General features: G+C 61.4%; 15 protein-coding genes. 5 read left to right on the top strand and 10 right to left on the bottom strand.

Annotated features, from left to right (window positions below):
• The first annotated feature begins 9 nt into the window (after positions 1-9).
• A complete protein-coding gene (locus IPK79_05450; protein ID MBK8189879.1) occupies positions 10-375 on the top strand; it encodes a nucleotidyltransferase domain-containing protein in 366 nt (121 codons plus the stop codon).
• Here the strand turns inward: IPK79_05450 and IPK79_05455 are convergent.
• From IPK79_05455 to argF, 7 genes are all read right to left on the bottom strand, one after another.
• Positions 372-2066 (bottom strand): hypothetical protein, encoded by a 1695-nt coding sequence (locus IPK79_05455; GenBank protein ID MBK8189880.1) that lies wholly within the window; start codon positions 2064-2066, stop codon positions 372-374. The genes IPK79_05450 and IPK79_05455 overlap by 4 nt on opposite strands.
• Before the next feature lie 127 nt (positions 2067-2193).
• The gene (locus IPK79_05460; GenBank protein ID MBK8189881.1) at positions 2194-2970 is read right to left on the bottom strand and encodes a metal ABC transporter permease; all 777 of its coding nucleotides are present in this window, start codon (positions 2968-2970) and stop codon (positions 2194-2196) included.
• A 32-nt stretch (positions 2971-3002) separates the two neighbouring features.
• Entirely contained in the window at positions 3003-3803 is an 801-nt protein-coding gene (locus tag IPK79_05465) for a metal ABC transporter ATP-binding protein (GenBank protein ID MBK8189882.1), read from the bottom strand.
• Complete coding sequence (locus IPK79_05470) at positions 3800-4681, bottom strand: zinc ABC transporter substrate-binding protein (protein MBK8189883.1); 882 nt, start codon at positions 4679-4681, stop codon at positions 3800-3802. Before IPK79_05470 ends, IPK79_05465 begins: the two co-directional genes overlap by 4 nt.
• A 97-nt stretch (positions 4682-4778) precedes the next feature.
• Complete coding sequence (locus IPK79_05475) at positions 4779-5240, bottom strand: Hsp20/alpha crystallin family protein (GenBank protein MBK8189884.1); 462 nt, start codon at positions 5238-5240, stop codon at positions 4779-4781.
• A gap of 80 nt (positions 5241-5320) precedes the next feature.
• Positions 5321-6664: an adenylate/guanylate cyclase domain-containing protein gene (locus IPK79_05480; protein ID MBK8189885.1), complete on the bottom strand. Its 1344-nt coding sequence runs from the start codon at positions 6662-6664 to the stop codon at positions 5321-5323.
• 146 nt (positions 6665-6810) lie between these two features.
• Complete coding sequence (argF, locus tag IPK79_05485) at positions 6811-7773, bottom strand: ornithine carbamoyltransferase (GenBank protein ID MBK8189886.1); 963 nt, start codon at positions 7771-7773, stop codon at positions 6811-6813.
• Between the two features lie 108 nt (positions 7774-7881).
• Between argF and IPK79_05490 the strand changes: the two genes are divergently transcribed.
• Positions 7882-9189: an adenylosuccinate lyase gene (locus IPK79_05490; GenBank protein ID MBK8189887.1), complete on the top strand. Its 1308-nt coding sequence runs from the start codon at positions 7882-7884 to the stop codon at positions 9187-9189.
• Between the two features lie 33 nt (positions 9190-9222).
• Here the strand turns inward: IPK79_05490 and IPK79_05495 are convergent, their stop codons facing one another.
• The 3 genes from IPK79_05495 to IPK79_05505 all read right to left on the bottom strand — a co-directional run bounded on the left by IPK79_05495 (position 9223) and on the right by IPK79_05505 (position 13833).
• The gene (locus IPK79_05495) at positions 9223-10962 is read right to left on the bottom strand and encodes a 4Fe-4S dicluster domain-containing protein (protein MBK8189888.1); all 1740 of its coding nucleotides are present in this window, start codon (positions 10960-10962) and stop codon (positions 9223-9225) included.
• Between the two features lie 124 nt (positions 10963-11086).
• Complete coding sequence (locus IPK79_05500; protein ID MBK8189889.1) at positions 11087-12409, bottom strand: hypothetical protein; 1323 nt, start codon at positions 12407-12409, stop codon at positions 11087-11089.
• A 38-nt stretch (positions 12410-12447) separates the two neighbouring features.
• Positions 12448-13833: a hypothetical protein gene (locus IPK79_05505; protein ID MBK8189890.1), complete on the bottom strand. Its 1386-nt coding sequence runs from the start codon at positions 13831-13833 to the stop codon at positions 12448-12450.
• A 548-nt stretch (positions 13834-14381) separates the two neighbouring features.
• On the opposite strand from IPK79_05505, the gene galE reads away from it, so the two are divergent.
• Genes galE through IPK79_05520 form a run of 3 tightly spaced genes read left to right on the top strand, consistent with a single transcriptional unit; the run spans position 14382 to position 18037 of the window.
• Positions 14382-15374, top strand: a complete 993-nt coding sequence (gene galE / locus IPK79_05510) for a UDP-glucose 4-epimerase GalE (GenBank protein MBK8189891.1) — start codon at positions 14382-14384, stop codon at positions 15372-15374.
• Between the two features lie 4 nt (positions 15375-15378).
• A complete protein-coding gene (gene mutY / locus IPK79_05515) occupies positions 15379-16527 on the top strand; it encodes an A/G-specific adenine glycosylase (GenBank protein MBK8189892.1) in 1149 nt (382 codons plus the stop codon).
• Complete coding sequence (locus tag IPK79_05520; GenBank protein ID MBK8189893.1) at positions 16499-18037, top strand: AMP-binding protein; 1539 nt, start codon at positions 16499-16501, stop codon at positions 18035-18037. The genes mutY and IPK79_05520 overlap by 29 nt, the downstream gene beginning before the upstream one ends.
• Positions 18038-18040: the final 3 nt, after the last annotated feature.

Raw genomic sequence — 18040 nt, forward strand, 5'->3', positions numbered from 1 at the left:
GAGCGACGTATGACGGCCAGCGATGCTTCTGTAGAAAAGGGCTTCCACGGACTCAGCGATGCGCAGGTGGCCCTGATGCGCCAAATTTTAGCGCCTTACGTCAATCGCATTGCGCGGGTCGATATTTTTGGCTCACGCGCGACAGGAACCTATCGCGCTTCTTCGGATATCGACTTGTCTTTGCGCGGCCATGTGGATGAGGCGCTGCTTGCGCGACTGACGACGCTTTTTATTGAAAGCCGACTGCCGTTTAAGGTCGATTTACATGCCTACGACGCGATTGCCTATGCGCCTTTAAAAGACATTGTGGATCGTCAGGGACGTCCTTTTCTGACGCGCGACGATCTCCTCTGCGAAGAAAAAACCGGGTCTTAAGCCGACGGCCACGCAAGCGACGGCGTTGCGGCCGCCCACGGCGGCATGACGGGAGAGCCCGGCGCAAAAGGCGAAAACGAAGGCGCGTCTTGCGGCAGGATTTGCGTCATCGCATCCGGCGGCAGGGGATCGTTCGACACGCTGACCGGCTTGAATCGGGCGCCATCTTCGGCGTTGGGGCGGAAATACCCGGGCGATTGCTTCATTTCCGCCTCAATTCGCCGGGCGATGGCCATCGGCATGCCCGCATGGTGAATGCGCGGAATCAGGTCGCGCGCCGCTTTCACCACTTTTTGCGGATTATTATCATCGCTATCAAAGACGATAAAGCGCACGTCGCCGGTTTTTGCGTCCTGTTCATAGCCTGCCAGCGTAATTTCGTGACCGGGCAGAATCATGCCGCCAGCGCTAACCGGAACAAAGCCGATAATGACGTATTCGCCCATATCCAGCGCCTGCATAATATCGCGCTGGGTTTGCTCAAAAGAGCGGGTGTAGCCGTATAAGAATGGCTGTCCGACGTCTTGGGGCGATCGCGGCGTCTGCGAAGCGGCAGTAATCATCAGGTTGACGGATTTGACGCCGCCGCCGCCCTTGATGAGGGTTTCCATCAGGTCTTTCTGCGCCGCATTCAGCCCCTGCAACATGGGGCCGCCAGCGTAATCGGCCGACTGATCGAGGGCGGCGTCGTAGGTCCGTTGCGTGGAAACGAACGCCAGAGCCGATTGATAGGCGGTTTCCACGCCCGAGCGCGTCTTGAAATGACGTTCGCGCTGGCTGTCATTGACCGCGCGCGCCACGCCTTCCGGCGGAAGCGAGACGCGGACCGTCACGCGATCGGGGGCGGTTTTGTAGTAGGTAACGTAGTTTTCATCGAGAATACGGTACGCCTGCGATGGATTCTGCGGCGAAATTGCGCTCAGGGGAACCGTTCGCAGAAAGGCGCTCATCGGGCTGGTCAGCTCGTTAATCTGGCGCGCGAACTCGCTGGGGTTTTTATCGGCCATGTAAAACATGACGCTGGACGGGACGCAGGCATTACTGAATTCCACCTCGACATCGCGGCGCGTAATCGGTCCCTGCGCGGGGAAAACGCGCTCGCGGTTCAACAGGGGCTCCTGGTTATGAAGCTTCAGGAGTTCATCAGCGCTATCGGCGGTCAGTGGCGTAATTTTCTGGGTAATGGCTTGCGGTGAGGCCAGAATCGCCAGCGTTTCGCGCAGGATATGGCGGTTTTTAAAGCCCTGCTGCCGTGGAGTTGTCAGAATAGCGTACAGCTGATAGAGCGTGGAATGCCCATTCTCCGACCGCACGTCGCACAAACGGCCGTTCTGAAGCAGTGCGTCGAGTTGCTGGCGTCCGTCGCCCTTCAGCGATTCGCGAATCGCGCGCAGCATTACCACGCGTTGCGCGAACGTTTCGCCGCTGGCGGCAAGCTGATTGCCCAGACGCGCGCTCTCCATTGGCCGAAAGAGCTGCTGACGCAGGCTGGTGAGGCCCGACGTTTCGATATTGGGCTGCGTACGATTGATTTCAAAGGCGTCGAATAAGCCGGAATTGCCCGCGAGCTCATTCAAGCGTTTCCATTGGGCCACGGCAGGCGGCGGCGCCGCAGGAAGTGGGCCTGCGACGGGAGAAGGCGACGCGTAAACAGGATAAGGCGTCGTCTGCCAGGGCGTCATAGCGCTCATCGGGCGATTATACGGCTCACGGTTTCTGTCCCCTCGCGGTGATCAGGTCCTTGCAAACGACCTCCGAACAATCAGAGATCGCTGACGTCCACATCAAACCCCCTCAAGCCAAATTGTTGACAGACCGTTAAAATGAGCGGCGGCGCAGCGTCAGCGCAACGAAAAACGCCGCCGCCTGCAACAGAATAATCACGGGGCCAGAAGGTAGATCCAGCGGATACGACAGCCACAAGCCTGCAATCGTAGTCGCAAGACCGATTAACGCCGAATAAAGCGTCATCCGCGCAAATGTAGTCGCCAACAGGCGGGCTGTGGCAGGAGGAATGGTGAGGAAAGCGGTAATTAAAACAGCGCCAACGGTCTTAATGGCGCAGACGACGGTCAGCGCCAGCAGCGTCATCAGAACGGCGTCATCGCGCACGACGTTCAGACGGTCGGCCAGCGCCTGATCGCGATCAAACGTCGCATAGGCCCACCGTCCCCAGTAAGATGGAATTAAACAGGCTGTGGTCAGCGCCAGAACGCCTGTCAACGCCAGATCGAGCGGCGTCACGGCGAGAATGGAGCCGAATAGATACGTAAACGCGTCGGCAGTAGCGGCCTGACGCAGCGAGAGGAAAATAATCCCCAGCGCCATCGAGCAGGCGAACAGGATGCCAATGGCCGTATCGGTCGCCAAACGCGAACGCGCGCTAATGAAGGCAACCCCGTGCGCGATGGCCAGCGTAAAGGGGGTTGCGACCAGCAGCGGCGGCGCGCCCAGCAGCAGGCCCAGCGCCGCGCCGCCAAACGCCGCATGCGCAAGCCCATCGCCCAGAAAACTCCAGCGGCGCTGAACCACAAAGACGCCCAGCGCAGACGCCAGGGCGCAGACCAAAACGCCGGCTCCCAGCGCGCGCTGCATAAAAGGCAGCGTAAACGCGTCCAGCGGCAACGTCATCGCGCGGCGCTTCCCGGATGCCCGCTTTGATGATCGCAGCAGGGCGGCGCGCTCTCAGGCCCGCCATGCCCGTGATGCCCATGGCCGCCATGGCCAAAAGCCTTCTCAAGGCGATCGATTCTGAGCGCATCGCCCGGCGGACCAAAGCCCATCATCCGAATATTCAATAGCAGCGCGTGGCTCGCATGGTGATGCGCCACTTCGAGATCGTGGGTCGCCATCAAAATCGTCGCGCCGGTGCGACGTTGGCAGGCTTCCAGAATGCGGTACAAATCATCGGCCAGCGTGGCGTCAATGCCGGTGGCGGGCTCGTCCAGCACAATGAGTTTGGGGTTTCGAGCCAGACAGCGCGCCAGGTACACCCGTTGCAATTCGCCGCCGGACAGGGCCGCCAGCGGCCGATCCGCCAGATGCGCCGCTCCGACCTGATCTAAAGCCGCCAGCGCCCCTTGCGACTGCGAGGGCGAAAATTGCCACGGCCAACGCGGATGCGCCCCAGTGGCCACCAGTTCGCGCGCCAAACCGGGGAAACTGCGATCGAGCGTTTTAATCTGCGGCACGTATCCGACCCAATGGGCAGGGCGGCGCGCGGGCGATTCGCCGAAAATCTGAATAACGCCCTCGCTGGGCGTCAATAAGCCTAATATCAACCGTAAAAAGCTGGATTTCCCGGCTCCGTTGGGACCCAGCAGCGCCAGAAACGCCCCCTGAGGCAGCGTAAGCGTGACTTGCGATAACGCCGTCACGGCCTCATAGCGCAACGATAACCCCGATATCTCGAGCGCAGCAGGCGTCATGGTCCAAACGCCCCCGCGAGCGCGCGCGCGTTATACCGCAGCAGCGCCGTCAACGTCTGACGTTCAGGCGTCGCGCCTAATTCATCCACCCAGACCACGCGCGCATCCAGCGCGTCGGCCGTCGCCTGAGCCGCCTGCTCAGAGAGTTCGGGCGAAGCGAGTAACGCGCGCGGCGTCTGGCGCGAAAGCGCATCGCGAAGCTGCGCCAGATCGCGCGGGCTGGGCTCCATGCCAGGCGAGCGCTCCAGAATTCCCAGACACCGAATGTCATATCGCCGCAGCAGATAGCGCAGCCCCGGATGATACAAAACCACCCCCCGCCCCCGCGTCGCCGCCAGCGTCTGGCTTAATTCGCGGTGCAAGGCCTGCATGCGCGACCCAAACTGTTGCGCGTTGGCGTGATAGGCCGCCGTCCCCGCCGGATCCAGCCGCGAGAGCGTCTGCGCAAGCGGATGCGCCATGGCAGCCGCCGCCAGCGGATCCATCCAGAAATGGGGGTCGTCGTCCAGGCGCGCCGACGGCGGCAGCAGCGGCAGCAGCGCAATTCGCTGGCGCGCGGGCAATCGCGCAGCCCACCCATCCAGCGCAGGCGAGACGTAGAAGAGGGCGGCGCTTTGCGCAACGCGCGCCACGGCCTGCGGCGAGGGTTCATGGGTATGGGGAGAATCGCCGGGACGCAGCAACGCTTCGACAGCAATCCGCTCGCCGCCGATTTCGCGCAACAGGGCCGCCATCGGCTGAATACTGGCGGTGACCGTCAGGGCGCGCGGGGTCGCGGTCGATAACGACGTCTGGCGCGGCGCGCGCAGATAAGAAACGCCGATTATCAGCCCCCCTGCCAACAGCAGCAAGAGTAACAGCGGGGTGAGGCGTTTCATGAGAACAAGCGGGTCCAATACGAGATCAGGGGATAGCAAATCAGTCGGGAGGGCTGAAGGCGATTATATAACAAGCTTTGCCGCGAGAGACGCCCGCTTATCGCGTCAGTTTCGGCAGCGTCACCTTCAACAGGCCGTCTTCACAGACAACGACCGCGCGATCCACATCCACGCTGGCGGGCAACGTGGTTTCACAGACGCATTCGCCAAAATCCTCTTCTTCAGGATTGGCCTCATCGCGCGCTTCTTCGTCATAGAGCGGTTGATCGTTATCCAGCGCGTCATCGAGATCATCGCGGCCCGCATGGCGCGTGGCCAGAATCAACGACGCCCCCTGAACCTCCACAGACAGCTCATCCGGGTCGAGGCCGCGTAATTCGACCGAGACTACATACTCGTCAGGCGTTTCGTCGATTTCCAGATTTGGAAACCACGTATGCGAGCCGTCCTCATCCAGATTCACCGGCCCCAGATGCTCAGGCAACGGCATCGACTCGATCGCCAGAAAGGCTTTTTCGAGCTGTTCGCTAATCTCGTTTAACGGATGCGCAAGCGTCACGGGGAACCCTCCTGCGGCGTGACTGAACGGGCGAGGCCTCTATTGTAACGGATTCGGCTGAAACCCGCCAGATCCGGCCTTCAGCGCTTGGGCTCATAGACGCGTAAGGGACCGTCCCATCCGCGAACCGTCACCACGCCCTTGTCTACACAAGGCAAACGCCCCCGTAATCCTTGATAAGTGGATTCCGAAATCAGGAGTTGGGTGTGCAGGTCTTTATTCATGCCCTCCAGTCGCGAGGCGAGGTTGACGGGGTTGCCGATCAGCGTAAAGTCCTTGAAATCCGACGAACCGACGTTTCCAATCAGCGCTTCTCCCGAGCAGACGCCCAGCCCCACCGTCATGGGAGATTGTCCCGGCTTCAGGCATTGATTGCGCATATCCAGCTCGCGCAGAATGCCTAGGGCCGCTTGCGTTGCCAGCAGCGCATGGTCTGTGGTCGGCACAGGAAAACCCCAATAGGCCATGATGCCATCGCCCATCAGCTTGTTAATCGACCCCTGATGCGCATTGAGAATGATATCGTTGGCCAGATTGAAATATTCGCTCAGGTAGGCGCGGACCTCTTCGGGCGAGTGGCTTTGAGAGAATCCCGTGAAGCCGCGGATATCGCAAAACAGCACGCTGACCTGGCAGCGCTGATTCTGAATGTTCTCAAACGTATGCCGGTGTTTCTCCATATACGCCAACACATTGGGAGAAAAATACTGTCCGATGGTTTTCTTCATCTCCTGCTGACGCGCTTGCAGCGAGATGTTCTCGCGTTTGAGGTCGTTGAGCATTTCGCGAATGCCGACGTTGGGAGACGCTGCCGGGGGGGCAGAGGGACGCGACGGGCTTTGAGGCGCATCGGCGCCGGGCCGGGCGCTGAGACGTCGTTCAGCGTCTGCAACAGTCCACGAGGATGCTGGCGCCGAAGAGGACGACGAGGGCGCCTGTGTCGACGATTTTCGGCGCGCGCTGCCGGGTCGTGACGGCGTTGCCGGGTCGCTGCCAAAGCCATCCGGCAAGAGGAGAGCGCCCAGCGAAAGCGTCAGAAATCCGGCGGCCCAAAGCGCGGCGGCCAGTAACGTCGTCCACTCCAACACGCCGGGATAGGCATGGCTTGCCGACTGCCCGGCCGGAACCACATGAAGCGCCTTGAAAACCGCTGCCGCCTGAGAAATCGGAAACTGAACCTGAATCGCGGGCGGTAAGTGAGTCGCTACAAGCCTGCCCAGGGCTTCGACCGGCCACACGAACAGGCCTGACGCGCCCATGAATAATCCCCAGCAGGGGGCCAGCGCCTCAAAGAGCCAAGCGGTGTCGCGCGTGCCGGGATAGAAAATCATCAGCGCAAAGCGCCCCAGCAGAGTGGCGCCAACCAGCACGCCGCCCATCTGAAACAACTGCACCAGGCATCGCTTCAAGAAAGAAAAATTCACGCGATCGGGAGCCTCCCGTGGCTATCGTAACGCGCCGCCCGGTGGACGCGCATCGTATCCGTAGCCGATTCGCGCAGCCGCGCGGCGTTTTTTAAAACCCTGCCGGATGAAATTCCCGCGCGGCGACAACTCAGACCCGAATCGCTTCAGCGAGGCGCCATCAAGGCAGCCATCACGGCTTTTTGCGCATGCAAGCGGTTTTCGGCCTCGTCGAAGATGACATCGGCATGTTTCTCAAACGTCTCGGCAGAAATTTCTTCGCCGCGATGCGCCGGCAGGCAATGCAAGACCACAGCGTCGGGACGCGCGCCGCGCATCAGGGACTCATTGACCTGATAGCCCTCGAAAATTCGGCGGCGCTCAGCAGTTTCTTTTTCCTGGCCCATACTGATCCAGACGTCGGTATACACGGCGGCGGCCCCTTCGACAGCATCCGCCAGATTATCCGTCACCAGAACGCTCGCGCCGGGCGTCCTGCTGGCCAGTTGTTGTGCGCGCGAGACAATCTCGGGCAGGGGCGCATGCGTTTTGGGACACGCGATGGCCACGCGCATCCCCGCCAGCGCGCAGCCTTCCAGCAGGCTGTGGGCGATGTTGTTGCCATCGCCGATAAACGCCAGCTTGAGGCCCTGAAGCTCGCCAAAGCGCTCGCGTACCGTCAGCAGATCGGCCAGAATCTGGCACGGATGATGCGCGTCCGTCAGGCCGTTAATCACCGGCACGCTGGCGTAATCGGCCAGTTGTTCGACGTCGCTGTGAGAGAACGTGCGAATCATAATGCCGTCGACGTAGCGGCTGAGCGTTCGCGCCGTATCGGCGATGGTTTCGCGAACGCCAAGATTCACCTCGTCCTTGCGCAGCATAAACGGATGCGCGCCCAGATCCGCCACGCCGACTTCAAAGCTGACGCGCGTGCGGTTACTGGGTTTTTCAAAGTAGAGAGCCACGCTGCGCCCTTGCAGCAACGGATGCGCGATGCGCGCTTTTCGCAGCGCCTTGAGATGCGCGGCATAGGCCAGCAATTGCGATAATTCTTCCGGCGATAAGTCGGCGACCGCCAGAAAATCCGGCGTCTGCAAGCGCGGCGGGGGTTGAAGCGTCAGCGTCATGGGTGGCTCTCCTCTTTTCTTTCGCCTATGATACGGCAAAGCCGCGCCCCGCGCCAAGCGTCGGGCTTGCCTCACGTCGTCCCAAACCGCTCTTCAGGACCCCTGCCCATGATTGCCCGCTATACCCTTCCCGAAATGGCCGCTGTCTGGACCGATGACGCGCGCTACCGCGCCTGGCTCTCGGTAGAACTGGCAGTAATGACCGCACAGGAAGCCATCGGCATGATTCCCCCAGGCGTTGCCGCCGAAATGAGCGCGCGCGCGCAGCATCTGACGATTGACCCGGCCCGGATTGAGGCGATCGAAGCCGAGACCCGGCATGACGTGATTGCGTTTCTGACCCATCTGACCGAGCAATTAGGCGAGAATAGCCGGTATCTGCATCTGGGCATGACCAGTTCCGACTTGCTGGATACCGCGCTATCGCTACAATTAAGCCGTGCGGGCGTCCTGCTTCTCGACAAACTTGCCGCCCTGCGCCAGACGATTTGGCGTCGCGCCCAGGAATACCGCCATACGCCGATGATAGGGCGCTCGCACGGGATTCACGGCGAGCCGATTACCTTTGGCCTGAAGCTGTTGGGCTGGGTCGACGAACTGGATCGCCACGATCGCCGCCTGCGGGCCGCGCTGGACGAAAATCGCGTCGGGATGGTCAGCGGGGCGATGGGCGCCTACTCGCATTGTCCGCCGCAAGTCGAGGCGAGCGCCTGCGAAGCGTTGGGGCTGCGCGCGGCCAAAACCTCTACGCAGGTAATTTCGCGCGACCTGCACGCGACCTTTTTTCTGGCGCTGGCGGGGCTGGCGTCTTCTATTGAGAAATTCGCCGTGGAGTTGCGCCATTTGCAGCGTACCGAGGTATTGGAAGTAGAAGAAGCCTTCGCCAAAGGCCAAAAAGGCTCTTCGGCCATGCCGCACAAACGCAACCCCATTAGCGGCGAAAACCTCACCGGCATCGCGCGCCTGATTCGCGCCTTCGCCGCGCCCGCGCTGGAAAACGTCGCGCTGTGGCACGAGCGCGACATCAGCCATAGCTCGGTGGAGCGCATCGCCTTTCCCGACGCCTGCATTCTGACCCATTACATGCTCACCCGCGCCGAAAGCCTGATGGCGGGCCTGGGCGTTTATCCACAGAATATGGCGCGTAATCTGACCCTGTATGGCGGCGTGGTGTTTTCGCAACGCGTGCTGCTGGCCCTTACCGAAAAAGGACTCAGCCGAGAAGCGGCCTATGCCATCGTGCAAGGCCATGCGCATGCGGCCTGGAATCGCGAAGGCGGCAATTTCCGCGTCGCGCTGGCTGGCGATCCCCAGGTGAGCGCGTTGCTATCGCCCCAAGCGCTGGCCGACTGCTTCGACCCCGCCGCCATGCTGCGTCACGTAGATGCCGTCTTCGAGCGCTTTGAGACCGAATAAAACGCTTTCAGACGCTGAAAGTCGTTTTTCTCTTTAAAGTCCCATGAAGTCCGGCCCGGAGCCCTGCTCCGTCGGGCGCACGCGCAGATTCTGCTCCGGACAGACAATCTCACAGGTGCGGCACTGGACACAGTTCTCCAGAGACATGGCGTGCTGGCGCAGGTCGTGCACCACATCCACGCGATGCACTTCCGCCGTACAGTCGGACACGCAGGGCGTGGTTTTGCCCAGCGCTTCGTATTTGGCGATGCACGGCAGGCACACGTCTGCGCTGAACTCGTCGATATGCCGGTTATGCTCGTGATACACGGGATTGGCGTAGAAAACCGCGTCTTCGCGCGAATAGATGGTGTCCTTGCGGAATTCCGTCGGCGCAGGAAGCGCAGGCGCTTTGAAATCGGGCTGAATATACGCGTGATCGGGCTTATACGTCAGCGGTCCAATATCGCGCTTGCCATCCATCAGGGTTTTCAGACGCAGAGCGTCGCCAATGGCCTGTAGCGGATTGTTTTTCAAACCGACCATGGCCATGCCGATTAACGCATGACTGTTGTCCACGCCAGAAAGAACCGTGGGCAGATAGCGATTCAACAGACGTGGATTCTCTTTCCAGGCGTGACGGAAATAGCGGCCTTCATGCAGCTCCTGGCCGACATGGGTCGCCATGGTTTTCTGCTGGTAAGGCGCCAGCCCGGCGGCAGAGAAATCGCCGCTCGCCAAGGCGTCATGTAAGACTTCCGCCGCTTGCCAGCCGCATTCCATGGCCTTATCAACGCCTGCCAGCGTGGTGATGTTCAGCGTACCGAGCGCATCGCCCAATAACAACGCGCCATCCACGGCGAATTTTTTGGGAAGGCTGTAATACCCGCCTTCCGGCAGCAGGGCCGCGCCGTATTTCAGCAACTTGCCGTCAGCGAGAAGGCCTTGGAGCCACGGATGCTTCTTGAGGGCCTGAAGCGCCTGTTGCGGGTTGAGGTTGGGGTTTTCGCTGTCCAGCGAGATCACCAGTCCGACGGTAAGCCGGTTGCGGTCCATCCCGTAAATAAAGCCGCCGCCAAAACTGCCGTCCATCAGCGGGTAGCCCATGGTATGCCACACGGCGCCTTTCAGGGCCTGGCCGCGCTCGGCGGGCAGTTCCCACACTTCTTTGACGCCGACTGACCATAACTGCGGGTTGTCGCGCAACTGGAAGCGATCGACCAGATTGCGCGACGTAAAGCCTTTATCGCCAAAGCACGTCACCTTGGCGTAAACGGCGTCTTCCGCCGGATTGCCAGACGGGGTTTCCACCACCTGCGCGCCGACGACGCGATCGCCTTCATACAGCACGCCATGCGCAGAAAATCCCGTAAAGAAGTCCAACGTCACGTTGGGTATGGTTTTCGCTTTTTCTGCGAGTTGATCGGCCATCCATTTAACGACAAAACTCAGCGTCAGAATGAGATAACCTTCTTTGCGCAAGCCTTCGGGGAGCAGGGCGTTGGGAACATCCCACTGTCCGCGCGCGCCCAGCAGCGTCAAATGGCTGCGATCGCAGACCGCCTCAATGGGAAAGCCATTGGTGCGGTACTCTGGAAACAGACGTTCAATGACATGCGGCTTTGAGACGGCGCCGCTCAGAATATGCGAGCCGAATTCAGGGCCCTTTTCCAGAATCGCCATCGAGAAGCTTCGGCCGCTGGTTCGGGCGAGATCCAGCAAGCGATGGGCGAGCGTCAGATTGGCCGGACTGCCCCCGACCAGCAGAATATCGTATTCAATACGTTCGGACACGGAAAAAACTCCTTCTTCCACCACGCCTATCATACCCGAAGGCCGAGCCGTCCTCTCAGACTTGGCAAGGGTTTATCATAAGAAAAAGGATCCCTCCCTGTCTAATAGGCGTGATGACAAGCCCTTACCAGCGCTCGGGCAGGGTCAGCAAGTAGACGCGCGCGCTGCGACGAGCGATCAGCGCCAGCCGATTGCGCGACTCGTCAAACGCAATGGCGAACGTCTCACCCACCGGCGGAACCGGCGTCAGGACGCGCAGCGGAATCTCCAGCGTCTTCCCTTGCGGCGCGCCCGGCAAGGCCCATTCTGATCGCGATGCTGAGCTTAAGGCCGGGGCGATCGCGGTTAAAACGAGACGATCGCCGTTTGCGCGCGCGGTTTCCAGCGTCATCAGAATCCCGCTGCGTTGCGAAACGGCCAGACCCTGAGGCTGACGCATCGTCGCCAGCGCGATAGACGCTTCTTCTGAGCCTGCATCGCGATAGCCCACAATGCGCCGGGCGCCTGAATCCAGCGCGTACAACAGCCTCTGGGCGCCAAAATCCTGCGCCCAGGCGCTTCCAGAAGCCTTCATAGAGACCTTCATAGAGACCTTCATAGAGACCTTCATAGAAGCGATCCCGGAGACATTCCCTACGCCGGGCGCAAGCGCAAATGCCCTCCCGTGATCTTCAAGAGCCGGCGCAATCCCCAGAGGAAACGCCTTCACGTTGTACGGATACTGGCTGTCCGAGTAAAACAGGGACCCCTCGCGACTGAAGCTGCCCATAAACGGCCCTGTCGCCGAAATCGCGCTCCCCTTGCCAGCCGCCAGCGAGAACCCGCCGCGCTGTTCAACCCGAACGCTCGCCAACGACAAGGGCGCGCCCGGCGTAGGGTCCGATCCCAGCGGCAAGCGCATTTGCGGTAGAGAAAGCCGCTGACGCGCCTTGGCGCGGCCCTGGGTGAGCGTCCAGTTTTGCAAGGCGACCTCAGACGCTTGATCCGGCGCCACGCGCTGACCGTGCGGGTCGAGATACGCAAATTGCGCGCCCGTCTGCAAGAAGACAGCCTCTGACGCCTCGCCGTCGAAGGCGGGAAACGTCATCCACGCGCCTGTGGCGTGGCGCGGTTCCTGGCGCATCAGGATGGTGGCGGCGCTTTTCGTCTGGGTCAGGACGTAGCAGCGACGCTGGGCGCGCTGAGTCGCCGCGTCTTCAAAGGCATAGCAGAGCCGGCCGGGACCAGAATCCGACGAGAGGACGGCGGTTTGCGAAAGATCCGTCGTCAGCCGGTTCAGCCATTGCGCTACGCTATGACTGAGACTGATGCGCGCGCGTTCGGCGCTCATACGTTCTGATAACCAGGCCGATGACAGCATCAGCGCCGGAATCAACACCAGCCCGGTCAGGGCCAGCGAGACGGCCATTTCTACCAGACTGGCGCCGGCAGCGACGGGGCGCGTCACACGATCGTTCGCTCTTGTCAGCGCCCGGCGGCGGATCATCAGGCGTCCGAGGCGGAAGGGGTTTCAGCGGGCGGCGTGTCGGCAGCCGGTTCTGAAATGGCCGCTACTTTTTTGGGGCGTCCGCGTGGTTTTTTGACGGGAGCGGCCTCTGCCGCCTGCGTCTCAGACGGCGGCGCATCAGAAGGCGCTTCAGCAGAAGCAGCCTCAGGCATGGTCGCCGGGTCAGGCGCGTCCTCGGCAGGGGATGGCGGGGCTTCGCCGGCCTTGGGATCGGCTTGCGCTTCGGCTTTTTGTTTTTCGATTTTCTCTTTTTCCACTTTCTCTTTTTCGATTTTTTCTTTTTCGGCTTTTTCTTGCTCGATTTTTTCTCGTTCAGCCTTTTCAGCCAGCGAGACGCGCATCGTCTCGGGGAGATCTTCTCGATCTTCATTCCAGCGCGGCATGTTGCGGTTTTTGCGCACCAGACCGATGCCGACGTGTACGCGCCATTCATCCATTCGCAATTGCTTGGAAATGATTTTATGGATGCCGATGGGCGGCAGCGGCAAATAGGGCTCGTATAAGGTTTCGATTGCGCTGAGCTGATCAGGGGTCAGCGCCAGGCGTCGCTTGGGGAAGTCCAGCTTGGGCAGCTTGAGTTTCTGGCGTATCAGATTGATGCCAAAAAACACCTTGCTCGGCTTCATATCCAGCTTTTCGCCGATGGTCTCGTGAACGTCCGGATTGGGCAGCGGCAAGGACTGCTTGTACAGCGCCTCGATTTGCTCAATTTCCTCGCGGCTGACCAGTAGTTTCTTGGGCGGGCCGCCGCGTCTGGGACCGCCTCTGGGAGGGCCGAATCCCGGACGTCCGCCCGGACGCGGGCCGCCGCGAGGCGGGCCAAATCCACCCGGACGCGGACCGGGACGTCCCGGAGGCGCGGGGCCTCTCTGCGGCGGACCATAGCCGCCGGGCGCAGGACGAGGACCTTGCGGCGGCGCTCCCCAGCGTTGCTGCTGAGGGGGCGGGCCATAGCCAAACCGGGGAGGCGGCGGGCCGCCACGATAGCCGGGCGCCGGGGGCGGGCCATAACCCGGAGGGCCGCCACGAAAACCCGGCTGAGGACCATACCCGCCGGGAGCGGGACGCGGGCCAGAAGGCGGGCCGCCTCGCGGCATGGGCGCAGGCGCTTTACCGCCGGGCCCGGAGCGATAATCTGGCGGCGGGCCATAACCGCCGGGAGCGGGGCGCGGGCCTTGCGGCGGCCCGTTAAAGGCGCCGCGCGGGGGAGGCGCTTGAGGCTCTCGCGCGCCATAGCCGCCTTCATAAGGAGAAGACGGTGGAGGGGCGGGACGATCCGGGTAAAGACAATCTGGACAAATAACCCGTTTCGGATTCTTGGTTTCGAATTCCGTCCCGCATTTCGCGCACTTGTTTATATACATGGTTTCTCTCGACGGAGGTTCAGGAAAATAAGATGGAGATCTGCTGACAGCTTTTCAGACGCTCATGGTGTGTTGACGTGACCTGCTAACGTAAAAATTCCCCTGCGCCTTGGACAATGGCCTGAAAATAAGAGATGCTTCTGGTTAATACGTCGAACCGTAAAGATTCACTCGCCTCTAAAGGACGCAATGCCTTTGGAAATGTCGCCTGCCTTGTGTGGAATTGGTCGCTACAGTCTTCGGGACGCCCTTCAACCCGACAAAAGGGTTTCATCGAAAAGGCTAACTCTCAGCGTACGATCCCAGTCGATACTTTTATTATTATCATAGTTCCCAAAAAAGTAACAGGTTTTTAAATTTTTTTTTAAGAAATCAACATATCAGAGGAGGCGCGCGCGGGGCCGTCGCCCTCTCGCGTCAGGTACATGAGGCGCTTTGAGAGGCGCTTTAAGCTCCAAGAGCGCGTGGCGCCGAGCGCGCTGGAGCGTTTACAATTCGTCGTCTCTCTGCCAGAATCAGCCTGTTTACGCGAGGAAACCCATTTTCTGATGCCGACGCTTTTAGTCACCGGCGGGGCCGGCTATATTGGCAGCCACTGCGTCAAGCAACTGCTCGCCCAGCGGGACGGCTGGTCGGTGGTGACGCTGGATAACCTGTCCACGGGCTTTCGCCGCTTCATTCGGGGCGAGTTTGTCGAAGGGTCGACGGCCGATCGCGCGCTGGTCCTCGAAACCCTGCGCCGATACGACGTCAAAGCCGTCATGCATTTCGCCGCCTTCGCCTACGTAGGCGAATCGGTGAGCGACCCTGAAAAATATTACGATAACAACGTCTGCGCCGCCCTGACCCTGTTGTCTGCCATGCGCGAGGCCCAGGTCAACGAGTTCATCTTCTCGTCAAGCTGCGCCACGTATGGCTTGCCGCAGCGCCTGCCGCTGACCGAAGACCATCCGCTGGCGCCGGTGAATCCTTACGGCTTTACCAAGCGCGTGGTGGAAGAGATTTTATCGGATTTCTCGCGCGCGTACGGGCTGCGGTATGTCTCGCTGCGCTATTTCAATGCCGCCGGCGCGGATCCCGAAGGCGATATCGGCGAAGCGCACGACCCGGAAACCCATTTGATTCCGCTGGCCTTGCAAGCCGCAGCGGGCCAGCGTCCCGCGTTACAAGTCTTCGGCTCAGACTACCCAACGCCGGATGGCACCTGCATTCGCGATTACGTCCATGTCAACGACATCAGCCGCGCCCATCTGCTGGCGCTGGCGTATTTGCAAGGGGGCGGGGCGTCGCAGGTCTTTAATATCGGCACAGAGCACGGGTATAGCGTGCGCGAAGTCATTGATTGCTGCCAAACCGTCACCGGACGGCGCGTTCCGGTGGTAGAAGGCCCGCGTCGCGAAGGCGATCCGCCGATGCTGGTGGCCAACGCCGAAAAAATCCGGCGCGAACTGGGCTGGAAGCCAGAATATGACAGCCTGAAGCCGACGATCGAGACCGCCTGGGCTTGGGAACAGCGCAAAGCCGCCGTGCTGGCGACCTGAAGCGATGCGCGCGGCAACGGATAAAAGCGGATTCGCGCTGGCCCTGACGCGCTGGTACGCAAGTCATGCGCGCGACTTGCCATGGCGTCGAACGCGCGATCCTTATCACGTCTGGCTATCCGAAATCATGTTGCAACAAACGCAAGTAGCGACCGTGATTCCCTATTACGAGCGCTTCCTGGCGCGCTTTTCAACAGTAGAAGCGCTCGCCGCCGCCTCGGAAGACGAAACGCTCAAGCTGTGGGAAGGACTCGGCTATTATGCGCGCGGCCGTAACCTGCGCCGCGCCGCGCAAGCGATTGTCGAGACCCATCAGGGACGCTTTCCCGACACGCTTGCGGGCATGATGGCCTTGCCCGGCGTTGGCCGCAGCACGGCCGGCGCGATTCTCACCTTTGCCATGGGCCAGGCCCATCCCTTGCTCGACGGGAACGTCAAGCGCGTGTTATCGCGCCTGTTTTGCTTTGAAGCAGATGTCAATGCGCCGCGCTCACAAGAGACGCTCTGGGACTATTCCGCCCAATTGCTGGCTCCCAGCGACGATCCTTACGCGTTTAATCAGGCCGTGATGGAGCTGGGCGCGACGCTGTGCACGCCGCAGGCCCCGCAATGCCTTCTGTGCCCTGTCAAAGACTTCTGCGAGGCGGCGGCGAAGGGCGCACAACATGAGTTACCGCGAAAAGCGGTTAAAAAACCCTCGCCGCACTATGATATCGGCGCAGCCGTCCTCTGGAACGGCGACCGCGTGCTGATTCAGCAGCGTCCGCGCGATGGCCTGCTGGGGGGCCTGTGGGAATTCCCCGGCGGTAAGCGCGAAGGCGACGAAACGCTCGCCGAGACCGTGGCGCGCGAGATCCGCGAAGAACTGGCGCTGGAAATCCGCGTGCGCGACAAGCTTATCAGCGTCAAGCACGCCTACACCCATTTTCGCATCACGCTGCACGCCTTCGACTGCGACTACCTCGGCGGCGAGCCGCAAGCGCGCTGCGCCGAAGCCTGGCGCTGGACGGCGCCGGAAAAATTACGTCAGTTTGCCTTTCCAAAAGCCAATAATCGGGTGATTGACGCCATTCTGGCGCGACGTCAGGACGCATCGACCCTCCCCGGCCAGACGACGCCCCCTCATGACGCCCCCTCGCCCGCACTGCGTTGAGACGGATCGCGACACGCCGACGCGCCGCATCCTGCAAATAGCGGCTCGTCAGCCGTCGGCCCCTGCGCTATGGACGCCCCAGGGAGACGCAATCTCTTATGGCGAGCTGGCGCGCGCCGTACAGCGATGTCTGGAGGGCTTCCGCGCGCAAGGCCTCGGCCCTGGCGATCCCGTGGCGCTCACGCTGCCCAACGGCGTCGATTTCGTCACGGCGGCGCTGGCGTTGTGGCGCGTCGGCGCGGTGCTGGTCCCGCTGAATCCGCGCTTAAGCGAGGCGGAGATCGCTGTTATTTTGCAGGATGCGCAGATTCACTGGCGTATCGGACCGCAGGCGGGCGGCGCTCTCTGTCCCGTCACGCCGCTGGCTCAGGAGGAGACGCCTCTGGCCTCTTCTGAACGGGATTTTCCGGCGGATTTGGCGGCGTTGGTCTATACGTCCGGGACCACCGGACGCCCTAAAGGCGTGATGCTCTCGCACGAGAATCTGTTGGCGGATGCGCAGGCCAATATCGCCGTGCTGCAAGCCGACTCAAACGATCGGTTTCTGGCGTTGCCGCCGCTGGCGCATGTGTATGGCCTGGTGAATGCGCTGCTGAGCGCGTTGATGGTCGGCGCCTCAACAGCCTTCGTCGACGGTTTTCGTCCTCAGCGCGTGGCGTCGGCGCTCGAACAGCTTTCTATCAGCACGCTGATTGCTGTTCCCACAATGTATCAGGCGATGGTCGCGTATCTGGGACGATCGACGCCGATACCGCAGCGATTTTCGTCTCTGCGCGTCTGCCATAGCGGCGCCGCCGCAATGCCCCCCAGCCTGATTGCCGATATTGAGCGCTATTTCGGCGCGCCGGTTCAGGAGGGGTATGGCCTGTCGGAAGCGACTTCGATCGTCTGCAGTAATCCGCTGGCGGGGCCTCGTAAAGCCGGGTTCGTGGGGCCGCCTGTCGCAGGCGTGGCGCTTCGCGTGGCGGATGCAGAAGGCGTCGTTACGCAGCCCGGCGCGATCGGCGAACTTCAGGTAAAAGGGCCCACCGTGATGCGCGGCTATTACCGCCGTCCGCGCGAAACCGCCGCCGCCTTTACGCCCGATGGCTGGCTGAAGACCGGCGATCTGGCCTTGCGCGACGCCGACGGCTACGCGGCCATCGTCGCCCGACAGGACGATTTAATCGTGGTGGGCGGCTTAAAAACCTATCCGCGCGAAATTGAAGAGGCGCTGCTGTTGCATCCTGACGTGGCCGAAGCCGCCGTGGCCGGCGTTGCGTCTCAAGTCGCGGGCGGCTCTTCGCTCACCCATCAGCGTATTCACGCCTGGATCCGTCCCCGGCCCGGCGCCGCGCCGAGCGTCGGCGAGCTGGCAGGCGCGTGCGCCCAGCGATTGGCGTCGTATAAAATCCCCACACGCTGGCATTTCACGCCGGACCCGCTGCCGCAAGGCCCCAGCGGCAAGATTCTACGCAAGACGCTGCGCGAGCAGGCGCTCGCTCAAGACTCAACGCCCGACACGCCCTGAATC

This window comes from Vampirovibrionales bacterium (assembly GCA_016712355.1).
GTDB lineage: Bacteria > Cyanobacteriota > Vampirovibrionia > Vampirovibrionales > Vampirovibrionaceae > JADJRF01.

What these genes read in the sequence shown, in the direction of transcription:
- IPK79_05490 (MBK8189887.1), top strand. Translation starts at nt 7,882, where the DNA reads ATGATTGCCCGCTATACCCTTCCCGAAATGGCCGCTGTCTGGACCGAT.
- mutY (MBK8189892.1), top strand. Translation starts at nt 15,379, where the DNA reads ATGCGCGCGGCAACGGATAAAAGCGGATTCGCGCTGGCCCTGACGCGC.
- galE (MBK8189891.1), top strand. Translation starts at nt 14,382, where the DNA reads ATGCCGACGCTTTTAGTCACCGGCGGGGCCGGCTATATTGGCAGCCAC.
- IPK79_05465 (MBK8189882.1), bottom strand. Translation starts at nt 3,803, where the DNA reads ATGACGCCTGCTGCGCTCGAGATATCGGGGTTATCGTTGCGCTATGAG.
- IPK79_05460 (MBK8189881.1), bottom strand. Translation starts at nt 2,970, where the DNA reads ATGCAGCGCGCGCTGGGAGCCGGCGTTTTGGTCTGCGCCCTGGCGTCT.
- IPK79_05455 (MBK8189880.1), bottom strand. Translation starts at nt 2,066, where the DNA reads ATGAGCGCTATGACGCCCTGGCAGACGACGCCTTATCCTGTTTACGCG.
- IPK79_05505 (MBK8189890.1), bottom strand. Translation starts at nt 13,833, where the DNA reads ATGTATATAAACAAGTGCGCGAAATGCGGGACGGAATTCGAAACCAAG.
- IPK79_05450 (MBK8189879.1), top strand. Translation starts at nt 10, where the DNA reads ATGACGGCCAGCGATGCTTCTGTAGAAAAGGGCTTCCACGGACTCAGC.
- IPK79_05470 (MBK8189883.1), bottom strand. Translation starts at nt 4,681, where the DNA reads ATGAAACGCCTCACCCCGCTGTTACTCTTGCTGCTGTTGGCAGGGGGG.
- IPK79_05520 (MBK8189893.1), top strand. Translation starts at nt 16,499, where the DNA reads ATGACGCCCCCTCGCCCGCACTGCGTTGAGACGGATCGCGACACGCCG.
- argF (MBK8189886.1), bottom strand. Translation starts at nt 7,773, where the DNA reads ATGACGCTGACGCTTCAACCCCCGCCGCGCTTGCAGACGCCGGATTTT.